At 59.5% G+C, this 15,920-nt stretch carries 14 protein-coding genes; 3 read left to right on the top strand and 11 right to left on the bottom strand.

Going from position 1 to position 15,920, the window contains the following annotated elements; genetic code table 11:
* Positions 1 to 49 precede the first annotated feature (49 nt).
* Positions 50 to 1,261: an acyl-CoA dehydrogenase family protein gene (locus tag AC0J1C_RS04775; protein ID WP_473045811.1), complete on the bottom strand. Its 1,212-nt coding sequence runs from the start codon at positions 1,259 to 1,261 to the stop codon at positions 50 to 52.
* Between the two features lie 154 nt (positions 1,262 to 1,415).
* On the opposite strand from AC0J1C_RS04775, the gene AC0J1C_RS04770 reads away from it, so the two are divergent.
* Entirely contained in the window at positions 1,416 to 2,324 is a 909-nt protein-coding gene (locus AC0J1C_RS04770; RefSeq protein WP_473045810.1) for a LysR family transcriptional regulator, read from the top strand.
* Positions 2,325 to 2,379: 55 nt separating this feature from the next.
* Here the strand turns inward: AC0J1C_RS04770 and AC0J1C_RS04765 are convergent, their stop codons facing one another.
* The gene (locus AC0J1C_RS04765) at positions 2,380 to 2,736 is read right to left on the bottom strand and encodes a hypothetical protein (RefSeq protein ID WP_375193034.1); all 357 of its coding nucleotides are present in this window, start codon (positions 2,734 to 2,736) and stop codon (positions 2,380 to 2,382) included.
* Between the two features lie 29 nt (positions 2,737 to 2,765).
* Complete coding sequence (locus AC0J1C_RS04760) at positions 2,766 to 3,536, bottom strand: EAL domain-containing protein (protein ID WP_375193035.1); 771 nt, start codon at positions 3,534 to 3,536, stop codon at positions 2,766 to 2,768.
* A 179-nt stretch (positions 3,537 to 3,715) separates the two neighbouring features.
* Here AC0J1C_RS04760 and AC0J1C_RS04755 point away from each other — a divergent pair, with 179 nt between their 5' ends.
* Positions 3,716 to 4,870, top strand: coding sequence for an isocitrate/isopropylmalate dehydrogenase family protein (locus tag AC0J1C_RS04755; protein WP_375193036.1), 1,155 nt, complete (start codon positions 3,716 to 3,718; stop codon positions 4,868 to 4,870).
* 10 nt (positions 4,871 to 4,880) lie between these two features.
* Here AC0J1C_RS04755 and AC0J1C_RS04750 read toward each other — a convergent pair whose 3' ends face one another.
* The 3 genes from AC0J1C_RS04750 to AC0J1C_RS04740 are packed head-to-tail and all read right to left on the bottom strand — an operon-like array spanning position 4,881 to position 6,876.
* The gene (locus AC0J1C_RS04750) at positions 4,881 to 5,456 is read right to left on the bottom strand and encodes a YceB family lipoprotein (RefSeq protein WP_473045808.1); all 576 of its coding nucleotides are present in this window, start codon (positions 5,454 to 5,456) and stop codon (positions 4,881 to 4,883) included.
* Complete coding sequence (locus tag AC0J1C_RS04745) at positions 5,449 to 5,640, bottom strand: CPXCG motif-containing cysteine-rich protein (protein WP_091991466.1); 192 nt, start codon at positions 5,638 to 5,640, stop codon at positions 5,449 to 5,451. The genes AC0J1C_RS04750 and AC0J1C_RS04745 overlap by 8 nt, the downstream gene beginning before the upstream one ends.
* A 9-nt stretch (positions 5,641 to 5,649) precedes the next feature.
* On the bottom strand, positions 5,650 to 6,876 hold the full coding sequence (locus AC0J1C_RS04740; RefSeq protein ID WP_375193038.1) for a pyridoxal phosphate-dependent aminotransferase: 1,227 nt from the start codon (positions 6,874 to 6,876) through the stop codon (positions 5,650 to 5,652).
* 236 nt (positions 6,877 to 7,112) lie between these two features.
* Between AC0J1C_RS04740 and AC0J1C_RS04735 the strand changes: the two genes are divergently transcribed.
* A complete protein-coding gene (locus AC0J1C_RS04735) occupies positions 7,113 to 8,096 on the top strand; it encodes a D-2-hydroxyacid dehydrogenase (protein ID WP_473045806.1) in 984 nt (327 codons plus the stop codon).
* Positions 8,097 to 8,246: 150 nt separating this feature from the next.
* Here AC0J1C_RS04735 and AC0J1C_RS04730 read toward each other — a convergent pair whose 3' ends face one another.
* From AC0J1C_RS04730 to AC0J1C_RS04710, 5 genes are all read right to left on the bottom strand, one after another.
* Positions 8,247 to 9,335, bottom strand: coding sequence for a fatty acid desaturase family protein (locus AC0J1C_RS04730; RefSeq protein ID WP_473045804.1), 1,089 nt, complete (start codon positions 9,333 to 9,335; stop codon positions 8,247 to 8,249).
* A 472-nt stretch (positions 9,336 to 9,807) separates the two neighbouring features.
* Entirely contained in the window at positions 9,808 to 10,473 is a 666-nt protein-coding gene (locus tag AC0J1C_RS04725; protein ID WP_375193041.1) for a LuxR C-terminal-related transcriptional regulator, read from the bottom strand.
* 43 nt (positions 10,474 to 10,516) lie between these two features.
* Positions 10,517 to 12,466, bottom strand: a complete 1,950-nt coding sequence (gene acs, locus AC0J1C_RS04720; protein WP_473045803.1) for an acetate--CoA ligase — start codon at positions 12,464 to 12,466, stop codon at positions 10,517 to 10,519.
* Between the two features lie 338 nt (positions 12,467 to 12,804).
* Positions 12,805 to 14,340 carry a fatty acyl-CoA reductase gene (locus AC0J1C_RS04715; protein WP_473045802.1) on the bottom strand — a complete coding sequence of 512 codons (1,536 nt, stop codon included), beginning with the start codon at positions 14,338 to 14,340 and terminating at the stop codon, positions 12,805 to 12,807.
* 223 nt (positions 14,341 to 14,563) lie between these two features.
* Positions 14,564 to 15,892, bottom strand: a complete 1,329-nt coding sequence (locus tag AC0J1C_RS04710) for a MinD/ParA family ATP-binding protein (RefSeq protein ID WP_473046501.1) — start codon at positions 15,890 to 15,892, stop codon at positions 14,564 to 14,566.
* Positions 15,893 to 15,920: the final 28 nt, after the last annotated feature.

Raw genomic sequence — 15,920 nt, 5'->3', positions numbered from 1 at the left:
CCCACTCCGAGCCAAGAGGCCAGAAGAGCCAAAGCACCCAAGCCCGAAATCAGGACTTGTACTTCCGGAGCTCCAGCCGCGCCACCATAGCCCGATGAACCTCGTCCGGGCCATCGGCTAATCTCAGAACCCGAGCGTAACCGAACAACGCCGTCAGCGGGAAATCATCGTCGCTGACGCCGGCACCGCCGTGAATCTGAATCGCATCGTCCACAATCTGCTGCAGCATCTTCGGCACCACTGCCTTGATCATGGAGACTTCCTGCAACGCACCCATGATGCCCTTGGTATCCAGCGCCCAGGCGCATTTCAGGGTTAGAAGCCGAGCTTGTTCGATGTTCATTCGGGCATTGGCGATGATGTCTGGGTTGCCGCCTAGTTTGGCGATCGGGCGGCCGAAGGCTTCGCGGGTCATGGCGCGTTTGATCATGATCTCCAGAGTGCGTTCAGCAGCGCCGATGGCGCGCATGCAGTGGTGTACGCGGCCCGGGCCAAGGCGGCCCTGGGCGATTTCGAAGCCGCGGCCGGGGCCGGCGATGATGGCGCTTTTGGGCAGGCGTACGTTGTCGAACAGTACCTGGCCGTGGCCATAGGGCTCGTCGTAGGCGCCGAAAACCGGCAGCATGCGCTCAACGGTGATGCCCGGGGTGTCGAGCGGCACCAGCACCATGGAGTGACGGCGATGTTTCTGGGCGTCCGGGTCGGTTACGCCCATGAAGATGCCAACTTTGCAGTCCGGGTGGCCGATGCCGGTGCTCCACCATTTGCGGCCGTTGAGCACGACTTCGTCGCCTTCAACGGTGGCGGTGGCTTCCATGTTGGTGGCGTCGGAGGAGGCCACGGCCGGTTCGGTCATGCAGAAGGCGGAGCGGATTTCGCCGCTCAGCAGTTTCGGCAGCCACTCGGCTTTCTGTTCTTCAGAGCCGTAGTGGATCAGCACTTCCATGTTGCCGGTGTCCGGCGCGTTGCAGTTGAAGATTTCCGGGGCGATGAAGCTGCGGCCGGTTTCTTCGGCAATCAGGGCGTAGTCGGAGTTCAGCAGGCCGCAGCCGTATTTGTCGTCCGGGAAGAACATGTTCCACAGGCCCTGGGCCTTGGCTTTCTCCTTCAGTTCCTTGATGACCGGCAGTACTACCCAGCGGTTGTCCAGAGAAGCCAGCTCCCTGTGATACTGTTCTTCAATCGGATAGATCTCCTCCTTCATGAAGCGCTTTACACGGTTCAGATAATCCTGGCCTTTTTCGGAAATATTGAAATCCATCGCCGTATCCTCGCTGACGGTTGCACCCGGGGTGCACGAAAGTTCACGTTGGAAACAGTCTAGGGGATGGGCAAAGTATTACGCGACTGAATTTTTCTTATCGTTTATCATAAGCATGACTTATTCACAGCGACCTGATTAACGGACTTCGATCATGGCCCTCAATCGCCTCGACCTGAATCTGCTCCATGTTTTCGACACTATCTATCGGGAGGGGAGCCTGACGCGGGCCGCCAGGGCCCTGCACCTGACACAGCCGGCGGTAAGCCATTCGCTGTCGAGGCTGCGGGATCATTTCAACGACCCACTGTTCACCCGCCAGGGCAACCAGATGGTGCCAACACCTCTCGCCCGTCGTTTCCTGGAATCCATGCGCCCGGGCCTCACCCAGATCCAGGGGGCGGTCAATCAGTTTCACGCGTTCGACCCGGCCACCCAGCGTAAAACCTATTACCTGGGCCTGCGGGATATTCTTGAATCCACCTTCCTGCCCCGCCTGATGAGTCGGCTCAACGCCTATCCGGAACTGGAAATCGCCAGTCAGCGCGTCGCGCGGCGGGAGATGGAGACGCAGCTTGCGGCGGGCAAACTGGATTTCGCCGTGGATGTATTGCTACCGGTGAGCAACCAGACGGCCCACGAGTTACTGCGTCGTGATCGTTTGGTGGTGCTGGCCCGGGAGGGACACCCGCTGGCTTCGGGCAAACTGGACATGAACGGCTATCTCTCTGCCAGGCATGTTCTGGTGTCATCGCGGGCAGAAGGCCCGGGCATTGAGGATTTCGAGCTCTCCCGGCTCGGGGTACAGCGCAATATCCGGCTGAGATGCCAGCATTACTACGCGGCCTGCCGGGTAGTCGAGGAAACCGATTTGTTGCTGACCATGCCGGAGGCCTACGCCCGTATCATTGCCGAGCGGGCCCGTATCCGGATCATGGATCCGCCAGCGGACCTGCCTTCCATCGATGTGCATCTTTACTGGCACAAAGCCTACGAACGGGAGCCCGCACTGATCTGGTTTCGTGAGCAACTGCGGGCTGTCAGCGGCTCTCCCGGAACCTGAAATCCCGGCGAGGCGTCATCATAAGAATCGTGAACAGGGCGGGCGAAAGAGCCGGTCAGTAGGCGCCGACCAGCATCAGAAAACCGAAAAAGCCCAGTGCGGTGATCAGAAGTGACGCCAGAACAATGGCAAACCCCCACCAGACGGCGACGCCATCGGAGATGTCCACGCCGTGACCCCTGAGTGTCCGATAGAAGGCCCAGGGACCCAACACCAGGGCACCCACCACGGCGAAGACCAGGCCCACGCTGATACCGGCAAAGGTCCAGGTAGCCAGGACGGTAGCACGATCCTTGACCTGATCGGTCACCCCATGGTGTTCCAGGAACTTCCGGCAAAAAAACCAGACCAGCCCGAACAGGATGATGACGAACACCAGCCCGCCGACGACAGTAATGATTCGATAGAGCAAGGTATGTTTCCCGTCTGTTCAGACCCGGATCAAGCCGGAAACTCCGGCTCGGGGAGGCTTTCGAAACCGGGCTTTGCGAAAAGGTAGCCCTGGTAGAGGTTGATGCCCTGGGACCTCAACCAGAAGTATTCTTCCTTGGTTTCCACGCCTTCGGCAATGATCTGACCGCCCAGCTGTTTCATCATGGTGATGATCCCTGCCACGACAGCCTGCTTGTTGGGCTTGTCGTGAATGTCACGCACCAGCGCCATGTCCAGTTTCAAAAGGTTGGGCGGGCTCGCCATCATGATGTTGTATCGGGAGAATCCCGCACCGAAATCATCGATGGCCGTGCTGAATCCCATCTCGTGATACGCCTCAATAATCGACACAAGATGGTCAACAGAGGTGGATGTGAGATTCTCGTCCTCGGTCAGCTCGAAAATGATCTTCCGGGTATCAAAATCATAGGTCTTGGCGGCGGCAAGCGTTGTACGAATGCAGTATTCCGCGCGATACACGGCATTGGGCATGAAGTTGATGCTGAGCATGGTGTCCATACCCAGCTTCGCAGCGAGCTTGACGGCCTTCACCCGGCAAACCTGATCAAAGGCGTACCGGTTGCGGTCATTTACCTGAGACAACACGCTCATGGCACCCTGACCCTCGGTACCCCGGACCAGGGCCTCGTAGGCGTAAACGCTCTTGTTAAGAACATCGACGATCGGCTGAAAGGCGAAAGTGAAGGAAAAATCCAACCCCTCACCACAGGCACACTGCTCGCAATGAGACTCATCAAACAACACGGCGGGCTGATTCACAGAAACTCCTGCACTCTACTGCTGGCGGTATTTTCGGATTTCTAATACGTATTTTCGATTCACTATAGCTGTGAACACTTCGCCGGTAAAACCGTTTTCAGTTTACGGTGGCATCCGGCGTTCACATGACTAAACTGGAACTTACTTTATACGCGTATAGTCCCAAAAGGAGTTTTCTGATGGCCCAATCTACCCGAATCGCGGTCACCCCGGGCGATGGCATTGGCCCTGAAGTGGTGGCTGAGGCGGTCCGGTGCCTGGAATGCCTGCGTGCCAAACATGGCCTTGCCCTCGAGTGGACCCGTTTTCCCTGGCCGTCCCACGCCTGGCATGAAGAGCATGGCGAATCGATGCCCGCCGATGCCCTGGAACAGTTGCGGAAGTACGACGCCATCCTGCTCGGAGCACTGGGCGATCCGGGACCGGTGGACGACCCTGACCGCTACCTGCTTCCCGACAGTATTTCACTCGCGCCCCTGCTCGACATGCGCAAGGGCTTCGACCAGTGGGTATGCGAGCGTCCGGCCCGGCTCCTGCCGGGGGCGCGCCAGTACCTGGCTGACGAGCGGGCCAAAGACATCGACATGCTGGTAATCCGGGAAAACTCGGAGGGTGAGTACGTGAGTCAGGGCGGTCGCCTGCGCAAGGGCACGCCGGACGAAGTGGCCACCCAGATGGAAGTGTTTACCCGCAAGGCGACCGATCGCATCATTCGCTACGGCTTTGAGCAGGCCCGTAACCGTGCAGCAGACCGGGTGAAGGAGGGCCGCACGCGAACCTTCAGAACTCTGGACGGCCGCACTTGCGAAAGCCAGGTGTGCCTGATCACCAAGCGCAACGCCCTCCGTTACTGGGGCGACATGTATACCGAAGCCTTTGAGGAGATCAGCCAGGAGTACCCGGATGTCGCTACCCACCATGAGCTGGTAGACGCCGCCTGCATGAAGTTCGTGCAGAGCCCCTGGGCGTTCGACGTGGTGGTGGCCAGCAACCTTCAGGGAGACATCCTGACCGACCTGGCCGCGGTGCTGTCCGGTGGAATGGGGGTGGCACCCTCATGCAACCTCAACCCCACGGATGCCGACATGCCGTCGATGTTCGAGCCTACCCATGGCAGCGCCCCGGACATTGCCGGCCAGGGCCTCGCGGATCCCACTGCGATGCTGTTTACCACTGCCCGCATGCTGGAATGGCTGGGACGCAAGGACCCGGCCATTGCCGCGGCAGGCAAGGAACTGTTCGATGCGGTGGCGGCAGATCTGGCGGAGAACGCCGGCGCCAGACGCGGCACCCACGAGATCGGCTCCGCCGTGTGTCAACGCCTGCAGGCGTAAGGCAAATGCCCTACTGGTCGGCCATCACGAATTCGAGCCGGCCAGGGGCAACCCGCACGTCCACCGGCATCATGCCGAACATCCGTTCCGCAAAATTGGCCTCATTCAGCCGGTAGACGGGCATGGTTTCCAGCATCTGGGCCACCACCCGCATCACGGTATCCGTGACCGGCTTCAGATCGCCCTTGAACAATGGCGAGTCGATGCTGCTCTCCAGCAACTGCAGCCGCCGGATGAAGATTGCCTTCTCGGCACTGTCGTAGACAGGCGCACCCTCCACCTTCAGGGCAATATCTACCGGCAGCTTTGTCAGCAGGGCATTCAGTGCCACCTGCCCCCGCACATCAATCACGGCCACGTCCCGCCCGTCGGGACCCAGCGTAATGTCAGCGTCCTCGAGACTGAGGCTCAGGGGTGATCCGCTATTGAGCTGTTTTCGGTCGTACTCGCTCACCACATCCTTCAGGTGGCGTTCCAGTTCACCCTCGGAGATCGAATAGGGCGACATGCTGGCACAGCCACTGGCCAGAGCCAGCGTCACTAGTAAAAGCGAAGAACACAGGGTTCTCCAGGGTGTTCTATTCATTCTCGGCTCTGGCCTCTACGTGTGGGGTCAGGTTGTCATCTATGACAACCCGTAACAGAATCGGCTGGCAGCATACCTGACAGTCCTCGACGTACTCCTGCTCGGCCACCGACGGATCAATGCTGATATCCAGTGTTTCCCAGCAGTATGGGCACTGGACCAGCACGGAGTCGAGGGCGGACATGGCGATTCCTCAGAACTGCTGCTTAGCCATCCAGGGGATGACGCGATCAAAGGCCTCCTCGAGCTTCTCACAGGTCGTGGAGAAACTGATGCGGACCGCATTGGTGCAGTGCTCTCCGAAGGCATCACCGGGCACCATGCACACCCCGGTCTCCTTGAGCATTCGCAGAGCAAGGTCCGAACCGTCCACGTGGGGCGGCAGGTCGGGAAACGCGAAAAACGCACCCCCGGGCTTGTAGCCGGTCATGTAGGGGGTCTGGTCGACCAGCTCCACGACCTTGTCGCGCCGCTCACGGTAGATATCCACCATGTCCCGCACGCACTGCTGATCACCCGTCAACGCCGCCACTCCGGCATACTGGGAGGGCGTGTTGGCCACCGAGGTGGTGAACATGTGGTACCGACGCAGCGACTTGATGGCGGCCTGACTCGAAATCACCCAGCCGACCCGCAGCCCCGCCATGCTGTAGGTTTTTGAAAAACTGCTGATGCACATGATGTTGTCCAGGTCCATCGAGCAGTTCAGCACGCTGGCAAAGTCATCGTCATCAAAGATCAGGTGGTCATAGACCTCGTCGGCGTAGACCTGGATGCCCCGGTAGGCACACTCCTCCAGGATGGTTTCCACGGTACTGCGCGGATACACGGCCCCGGTCGGGTTGTTCGGGTTGTTCAGGATCAGCGCGAAGGTGCGGGATCCCATGGCCCGGATTACTTCATCCGGATCCAGCTGGTGGTTATTCTCGGCCCTGGTCGGCACGAACTTCACCTCACCACCATTCATGCGGATCAGCGGCGCGTACAGGAGGAACGACGGGTCGGTGACAATGAACTGCCGTCCCGGCGCGGAGGTGGCGGAAATCGCCAGATACATGGCTTCGGTGGCGCCGCTGGTAATGAGGATGTTGTCCCGCGTCAGCTTCCGGTTGTAGCGCTTGCCGTAATAATCCCGCAGGGCCACCAAAAGCTCCGGCAGACCGGCATCCATGGTATAGCCCGTTTGCCCGGCGTTGAGTGCATCAATGTAGGCATCAATCACGTGCTTGGGGGTGGGCAGGTCCGGCTGGCCGATTGACAGGTGAATCACATCCTTCATGGTGGCCGCCATGTTCACCATGCGCCGGATGCCCGGCACCGGAATGGCCTGCATGGCAGGGTTCCAGCTGGCCTTGGTCTTGCGGTATTTCACACGACGCGGTTTGGACTGGCCAGTATCTTTATTGGCGGCTTCTGCCATAAACACCTCCTGCAGACAGGGCTGATTTCATCGTCTCTTGCAGGTTAGTCAGTATAGGAAGCCTCTACAAGACAAAACGGCAGAAAGATGAGGTACGTGAAAGTACGGTCATGGGCGCTTTCAGGGCAAATTCATCGGCCAGCGAAGTTGACCCGGCGAGACCCGCCGACCAGACTGTTTATGTGCCCTCGAAAGCACCGGGCGCACGTTCACTCATCGGACAAGGCGGAGGCCCAATGACCCAGCACAACAAACCCGTTGTAACCGTTCTCACCGCGCCGGGCGAGCAGGAGCCGCCGGGAATGGACGCAGTCCGGGCCCGGGCCGATGTGCGATTCGCCTGCGATGAGCAAACCCTTCGGGATACCCTGCCGGGAACCGACATCATGATGGTCACGGATTTCCGGACCGAAGCGCTGGCAGCCGCCTGGCACACGGCCGACAGGCTGAAATGGATTCACGCCACCAGCGCGGGCGTGGATGCGCTGATGTTTCCGGACCTGATCAAGGGCGACGTCATTGTCACCAATGCCCGGGGCATTTTTGACCGCACCATTGCCGAGTATGTGCTCTGCACCATCCTGATGTTTGCCAAGGATTTTCCCAATTCCATACGCCTGCAGATGAAACACGAGTGGAAGCACCGGGATACCGAGCGGGCAGAAGGCAAGCAGGTACTTGTGGTGGGCGCCGGCTCCATCGGTCGCCAGATCGGCCGCCTGGTTGGCGCCGCAGGACTGCAGGCCCACGGCATTGCCCGCAAGCCCCGCAAGGAGGATCCGGATTTTGTGGCGGTACACGGCAACGACGACCTGTACGAGCAGCTGGGGCACGCCGATTTTGTGGTAATCGCCGCCCCCCTGACACCCCAGACCGAAGGCCTGTTCGATGAGAAGGCATTCAAGGCCATGAAAAAGTCCGCCCGATTGATCAACATTGGCCGTGGCCCCATCGTAAAGACCGACGACCTGATCGCCGCCCTCCAGAGCGGCGAGATTGCCGGCGCCGGCCTGGATGTCTTCGAGGAGGAGCCACTGCCGGAAAATCACCCTCTGTGGGACATGGAAAACGTGACCATGACTGCCCACATGGCCGGCGATTTCATCGGCTGGAAGCGGGCGCTTACCGACCAGTTCCTGGAGAACTTTGACCGCTGGCACAAAGGCGAGGAGTTGTTCAACCTGGTGGACAAGGAACTGGGGTACGCCGGGAGCAAGTGATTTATTGACCGCTTAGTCCGGAGCCATGGGTGGGCCGGCCTCCGGAAACACGCTGTGAATACATCCCTGTACGCTCGGCTCCGCCATCCATGGCTCCGCACGGTTTCCGGAGGCCGGCCCACCCATGGCTCCTACGAGTCTAGCCGCGCATCAGTTCCCGGCGCTTGCCGCGTATTGGCTCTGCAACGGCAACAAATCGAACACCCTTTCCGGGTTATTCGGGTCCACCAGCTCCGTCGGTGACTTGTAAACCCGAGGCGTGCTGTACAACAGCTTCAGCGCCGTACTGTGCGGCATGGCCACATACCTCTCCCCATGATTCTCCTCCAGCCAGCGGCGCACCCGCGGCGCCATGTTGTGGCCCATTTTCGGGAAGAAATGGTGCTCCACGTGATGACTGAACCGGAAATGCAGCCGATCCAGCAGCGGGTGGCTGCGCAGGCTCATGGAGTTGTCGAGCGGGTTATTGGTCGCCGTTTGCGGTCGCAGGAAATGGTTGGTGAGAATATACCCCTGCCCCAGCGCATTGGCCGCCATGAACGGAACCAGCACGGTAAACACAGCCAGGGGCCCTGACAAAATTGCCAGCACAGCCCAGGCCGCCACACAGGCAAACGACTGCTGGATGGCCTTGCGGCGGTCAAACCCCTTGAACTGCTTCCGCCGCTTCGCCTGGAACCAGAGCACCAGCTGGGCGTGGAAGGTAAAGGAATAAGTCAGGAACAGATAGCTGTACCACGTCCCTGAACCGGGAGCCAGTTTGGTGAACTTCTTCTGCTTCGGGTCCGTCTTGTAACGCCGCAACGTCCCGAAACTGTCCGGGTCCGTATCGCCGGCGTTGGTATTACCGTGATGCACCACGTTGTGCCAACGACGCCAGAACTCCGGCGGCACAATCAACGGCCCGAACCCGAGCCAGCCAAAAAAATTCTGCCAGCGCCGGCTCATCCCCAGCGCCCCGTGCAATACCTCATGGGCAAGTAACGCCTGGCAACCGATGGTATGCCCCACCAGCAACCCAAGCCCCAGATTCGCATACCAGGGCAACCCCGCCAGCAGAATGGCGGCAATGCCACCCCAGATCATCAACTGCAACGGCAGAAACCAGACCACCCGCCAGGTTTGCGGCCTGAACGTATCCGCCGGCAGCTCCTCCTTCATCCTGTCCCTTAGTTCCCGCTCATCGGGTTTGCCAAAAACGGGCTGACCCAGTGAGTCGGGTTGTACGGCAGCGTTCATTTTTCACCTTTGGTTAGTCGGTTAAATACAGTCACGAAACATTATTTCAGGGTACAACTGTGCGCTGAATTTAACTAACAAATGCAGTTATCGCAAACCAAAATTCAGAAAATGAGAAGAATACGAAATAGACTGGAACAGCTGTACCGTTTTCATTAAGCAGGAAAGTCGTTCACGGAAGCTGAAGTGCGGGGTGCGGAAGGGCCCCCGCAGGATGTCTTTGGCCATGGATGGCCAAAGCCAAGCGCACATGGGTGAGGCCGAGCGTTCATGAAGCGAAGCTTCATGCGACAGCCGAACGCCAGCAATCTATGATTGCTGGCTGGACCCGCTTGCGGGTGCTCGTAGCGTTCCTGCGGGGGCCCTTCCGCACTCTGCACCACTCGAATGGCAACGGACCAAAACCAAAAGCAAAAAAAAACGGGAGCCCTATGGCTCCCGCTCACTATCCATTAAAACCAGTAAAAACCGATCAACTACCAGACAACGACTGATCCGAAGGATCGATTTCCATCTGCTGGATCGCAATCACCGCCTGAGTCCGGTTCCGAACCCCAAGCTTCCGGAACACCGCCGTAATATGCGCCTTGATGGTCGCCTCCGACACATCCAGATCATAGGCGATCTGCTTGTTCAGAAGCCCCTCGGCCAGCATACCCAGCACACGGAACTGCTGCGGCGTCAACGACGCCAGCTTCTCGGAGAAATCCGTAGCATCTGAATGCATCCGCTCGATCTTCTCGGCCACGCCATCCGGCAGCCACACATCGCCTTCCAGCACCGCCTGAATCGCCTCGGTGATGGTTGGCAACGGCGCCGACTTCGGAATGAAGCCGGAGGCGCCATAGTCGATCGAGCGGCGCATCACCTGCAATTCCTCGGATCCTGACACAACCACCACCGGCAGCCCCGGGTACTGCCCGCGCATGAACACGAGCCCCGAGAAACCGTGGGCACCCGGCATATTGAGATCCAGCAGGACCAGATCCGCATCCGGGTGCGACTCTACCGCCGCCTGCAATGCCTTAATGCTGTCGACTTCCACCGTCTCGGCATCCGGCACCGCCTGACTGACCGCCTGCTTCAATGCTGCACGGAACAGCGGGTGATCATCAGCGACGATAATTGTTTGTGCCATTCAAAGATTCCTTACAGGTACAAGGCCTGGTAACACACAGGCGTTACTGGTTCGCACGACCGCTGATCAAGTCGTCCACCACACCCGGATCGGCCAGGGTGGAGGTATCGCCCAACTGGTCGTGCTCGTTGGAAGCAATCTTACGCAAAATCCGACGCATAATCTTGCCCGAACGGGTTTTTGGCAGCCCCGGCGCCCACTGGATCACATCCGGAGAGGCAATCGGACCGATCTCCTTGCGCACCCACTGAACCAGTTCCTTCTTCAGTTCGTCGGTGGGCTCCTCACCGTGCACCAGGGTGACATAGACATAGATGCCCTGCCCCTTGATCTCGTGGGGGTAGCCAACCACGGCGGCCTCGGCGACCTTGTCGTGGGCCACCAGGGCACTTTCCACTTCGGCCGTACCCAGGCGGTGGCCGGACACGTTCAGAACGTCGTCCACCCGGCCGGTAATCCAGTAGTACCCGTCCTCGTCGCGACGGGCACCGTCACCGGTGAAGTACATACCCTTGTAGGTGCTGAAGTAGGTCTGGGCGAAACGCTCGTGATCGCCGTAAATGGTGCGCATCTGCCCAGGCCAGCTGTCCAGGATTACCAGGTTGCCCTCGGTCTTGCCTTCCAGAATGTTGCCGTCGTTGTCCACCAACGCGGGCTGGACACCGAAGAACGGCACAGTGGCGGAACCGGGCTTGAGATCAATTGCGCCGGGCAGCGGAGAAATCAGGATGCCGCCGGTTTCGGTCTGCCACCAGGTATCCACGATCGGGCACTTGCTGTTGCCGATCACACGGTAGTACCACTCCCAGGCCTCGGGGTTGATCGGCTCGCCAACGGAACCCAGCAGCTTCAGGCTCTCGCGGGTGGTGCCGTTCATGCAGGACTCGCCTTCAGCCATGAGGGCGCGGATGGCGGTCGGCGCGGTATACAGGATGTTGACCTTGTGCTTGTCAACCACCTGCCCCATGCGGGAAGTGTCCGGGTAGTTGGGCACACCCTCGAACAGAACCGTAATGGCACCGTTGGCCAGCGGGCCGTACAGGATGTAGCTGTGGCCGGTAACCCAGCCAAAGTCTGCGGTACACCAGTAGACATCGCCGTCGTGGTAATCGAACACGTACTGGTGGGTCATGGAGGCATAGACCATGTAGCCACCGGTGGTGTGCAACACACCCTTCGGCGCACCAGTAGAGCCGGAGGTGTACAGCATGAACAGCGGGTCTTCGGCGTCCATGGGCTCCGGCGGGCAGTCGGCGGAGGCCGACTTCATAAGGTCTTCATACCGGGCATCGCGAGCGTCGTTCCAGGGCACCTCGGAGTTGCCAGTACGGGTAACCACCACCACTTTCTCAACGTTGGCGGTGTCTTCGTTCTTCAGGGCCGCATCCACGTTCTTCTTGAGCGGGATTTTCCGGCCGCCGCGCACGCCTTCATCGGCGGTTACTACAAAGCGGGACTTGCCGTTCACAATCCGCGCGCCCAGAGCTTCTGGCGAGAAGCCACCAAACACCACCGAATGAATCGCGCCGATACGGGCACAGGCCAGCATGGCCACGGCGGTCTCGACAATCATCGGCATGTAGATGGTTACCACATCGCCTTTCTTGACCCCCAGACCCTTCAACACGTTGGCAAACTTGCTGGTTTCCTCGTGCAGTTCACGGTAGGTCACGTGGCGGGAATCGGCGGGATCGTCGCCTTCAAAGATAATGGCGGTCTGGTCACCGCGCTTTTCCAGGTGGCGGTCCAGGCAGTTGGCGGCTGCGTTCAGCTGGCCGTCTTCAAACCACTTGATGGACAGGTTGTTGTAGTCGTAGGTCGTGTTCTTGACCTTGGTGAAGGGCTTGATCCAGTCGATCCGCTTGCCGTGTTCGGCCCAGAAGGTATCCGGGTCTTCGACCGACTGGCGATACATCTTCTCGTATTGTTCACGGTTCAGAAGGGCCTGTTTGGCCACTTCCGGGCTCACCGGATACAGGTGCTTCTCAGTCATTGTGCTCCCCCTTAGTCTAGAGACTGTTGTCATTATCGGTTCTGGAATTCAGAGCAATCGGGCCTCTCCGGCCCTGAAGACGGATAGGGGTAGTTCACCATGTGAACCGCTACACAATGAATTAGACTAACGTCCTAATCCGCCTCAACTTTTAGACAGATCCTGTCGGTAAAGCGCACGAAAACAGCGGTATCGTGCATCGAACGAGAAGCTTTACTAAGGATAGTTGTAACACCACGAATGGCAAACCCGAGCGGGCGGTGTGGAAAGGTGCAGAAGCAATAACAGGGAGCAAGCAGACCCGAGCCCGGGGCAGACCCGGGCTCGGGGTCAGGCCATCAGGCCGCCTTCTTCCGGGCCTTGGCTGAACGCAGGCTGTATACCTTGCGCTCTTTCAGAGCGTAGCGGTTAAGACCGGCAAGGTGGATCTTGCGCAGGTAGGTTGCCCAATCAATCTGACGGGCATCAACCGGGAACAGCATCGTATCCAGCTCGCCCATCCGGGCCGCCAGGGCTAACAGCTCATCGTTACGGAAGATATAGTCCGGCGCGGTGTAGAACCCGAAGATGGTCGCCAGAGAGCGGGTGGTATCCAGGTTGCGCAGGATCTTCAGTTCGCGGTCGTGCCCGAACATGCGCAGAACCTTGCCGGTCAGCGTCAGGGGCAGGCGCACGCCACCAACCACCGCATCGAACAACCGGCGGTTTACCGCCATGAAGGGCTTGGTCGGCTGACGGTAGAAGAGCTGGTCGTAGGCGGCATAGTTGGCCTTCGACTCGGCCATCAGGTGATCAATGAACTGCCCCAGCGTCACGGGATTGGAGCTGCCGCTGCAACACTGATAGATCCGGTGCCTCGGCACTTCTGCCAGGGCTTCTGCCGCTGCCAGGATGATGGCATTCGCCACCAGATCCACCGGAATAACATCGATGATGCCCGAGCGCTTGCCGGGGAACAGGGTGACCTTTTCCCGGGCGTAGGCCAGGATGATCGCATCAGCCACCTTCACGCCCTCGATCCAGCCCGGTGCCGGCTCCTCCAGAGCACTTTCGATTATCGATGGACGCACAATGGTCAATGCCCGGCCGGAGAGCGCCTTCAGCAAGAGCTGCTCACCCAGCCATTTGGTAAAGGTGTAGGTGTCGCTCCAGCCGTAGCGGTTAGCCTCGCGAATACCCAGGTCCACCAGCTTTTTCTCCAGCTGCTTACCGGAATAACGCGAGCGGACATCCGCTATCTTGTCATCCAGCAGTCGCACCAGCTCGTCAATTTCGTAGTATCCCTCAGTGCTTCGGGGAATCGCCTCGCCCGCGGGTTTGATCACCGATTCGGTAATCTGACCGGAGTTCATGCCATTGACGTAGCAGGTGGAGACCTGAAGCACGGCCAGGGCCGCGTTCTGGCGAGCCAGTTCGGCAACGTTATCAAGACACCGGGTATTGATGGCGAGTGCCTTGTCCAGCTCTTCGCGGAAATTCACGCTGGCCGCGGAGTTGATCACCATATCGAGACCCGCTGCGAGCTTGCGGAAACGCTCCGCGGGCAGGCCGAACAGTGGCTCGGTAACCTCGCCGGTCACACAGAAAACGCGCTCATCGATGAAGGTGTCGAAGCCATCGGGGTCTTCCTGGCGAAGGCGGTCGAATACCGACGAGGTGGCAATTTCCTCGAAGAATCGCTCGCGGGCGTCGGGGTGGCGTTTGTTGCCTCGGATCAGCAGGTGGATGCCACCGATATCCGGAACAGCCCGAATCAGCTTCTCAAGAACCACCTTTCCCAGAAAACCTGTGGTACCGGTGATCAGAACATGCTTTCCCCGGAGCTGCTCGAGGACTCGTGAAGACGCGTTGGGATTCAACGGCTGTTTTGCCATGGGAGAACTCCTTCTCAATGACTGTGCTACACCGGCCAGGGCCTGCCGGCTGTTAAAAATAGGTGAACCGACTGCACCAGACCCGTTGCATATTACGGGCCACGATCACGAAATATGGTCAATCCTTGCACAACTCTCGTGACAGGGCGGTGACACAGAGCAAAGTTACGCTACAAAAAGTGCTAATAAAATGACAAAAATGGTGGCAGATGTGGAGGGTGGTTCAGGACCCGTCGCGGCTGTTGCCAGACAGGGAACGCAGCAGCTGATCAAGGGAGATATCGGCGGGCTGCTCCCGCAGGACCCGCACCAGGCGGTCCTGCTCGCCAAAGCTGATTCGGTCATAGACCGGTTCGCTCTGGGCCGGCGCGCGCTGGGTTTCCGGGGTAACTCGCGCCGCTGTCGGGGCCACCTGGTCCGCCAGGTTCCGGAGATGGGCCGCCAGGTGATTCCGGCGTTCCATATCCAGGTTTTCCCAGTTCATCGAACCGAGACCGGTCTGGATGATCTCCACTGCATCGCTGTCGAGCGTGCTTCCCAACAGTGCAAACAGGCGGGTAAACGCCTCATAACGCAGCAAAGGCTCCACCTCACCCTGGCCGAACACCGCCTCGAGTTCACCGACCGCCTCCAGAACACTTTCTTTCCGGGGCGCCGGCCGGGTTGCCGGCTGCTCACCATTCGACTGCGTTTGCTGGCCATCCGGCTTCGGGGCGTCCCGGCGGGAAACCCGGTGCCAGTAGGCAGCAATACCGGCCTTGCGAGGCGGTAACTGGGACAACCGGACATCCAGCATGTCGGCCAGAGTGTGGAACTGGCGGCACGAAGGGTCGGATACCGGGAGCAGGGCCACAGGCTTCTGGTTGAGAACGGACTGGCGGAGGGTTTCGTCCCGCCAGATACCGCCCATGTAATGCAGGGTAATGCCCAGGTGACGTTGCGCCGCGGAGTCCAGGCGCTGGAACACTGAGCGGGCCTGGCTTGCGCCCTGGGCCATGTTGACCAGGATACTGGGAATCCGGCTGTAGCCACGGCGCCGCAACACCTTGATCAGGGAAAACGCATCCGTGAGCGACGCCGGATCGGGGGTAACAACCACGCAAGCCAGCTCAGCCGCTGCGATCATGTGCAGGCCGGCAGCCTGGAGGCCGGCGGCGGTATCAGTGATCACATAGTCGTAACGGCTCTCGAGGTTGTTCAGCGCCCGGAGTATTCGCAGACTCTCGGCCTGCCCCATATCCATACAGTCCTGAACCCCGGAGGCACCGGGCACGATGTGAAGGCCGTAGTCGGATTCGAGAATTATGTCTTCAAGCGGACACTCCCCGGCCATGACATTGGCGAGAGTCCTGCGCGGGTACAACCCCACCATGATGCTGACATTCGCCAGATCGGTATCGCCATCAAGCAGCAGCACGCGCTTGTCCTGCCGCGCCAGGGTCAACGCCAGGTTGAGGGCGACCGACGTTTTGCCTACCCCACCTTTACCCCCGGTGACGGCGATCGTCCGGGGCTGGTTCGGACTGTGCTTGGAAGGCTCTCTGGCGTTCATCACCGGTAATCGGAGTCCCTGATTTTAC

This window comes from Marinobacter sp. E2, from assembly GCF_055755345.1.
The sequence above is the reverse complement of the archived record's forward strand: the minus strand, read 5'-3'. Positions and strand labels throughout refer to the sequence as shown.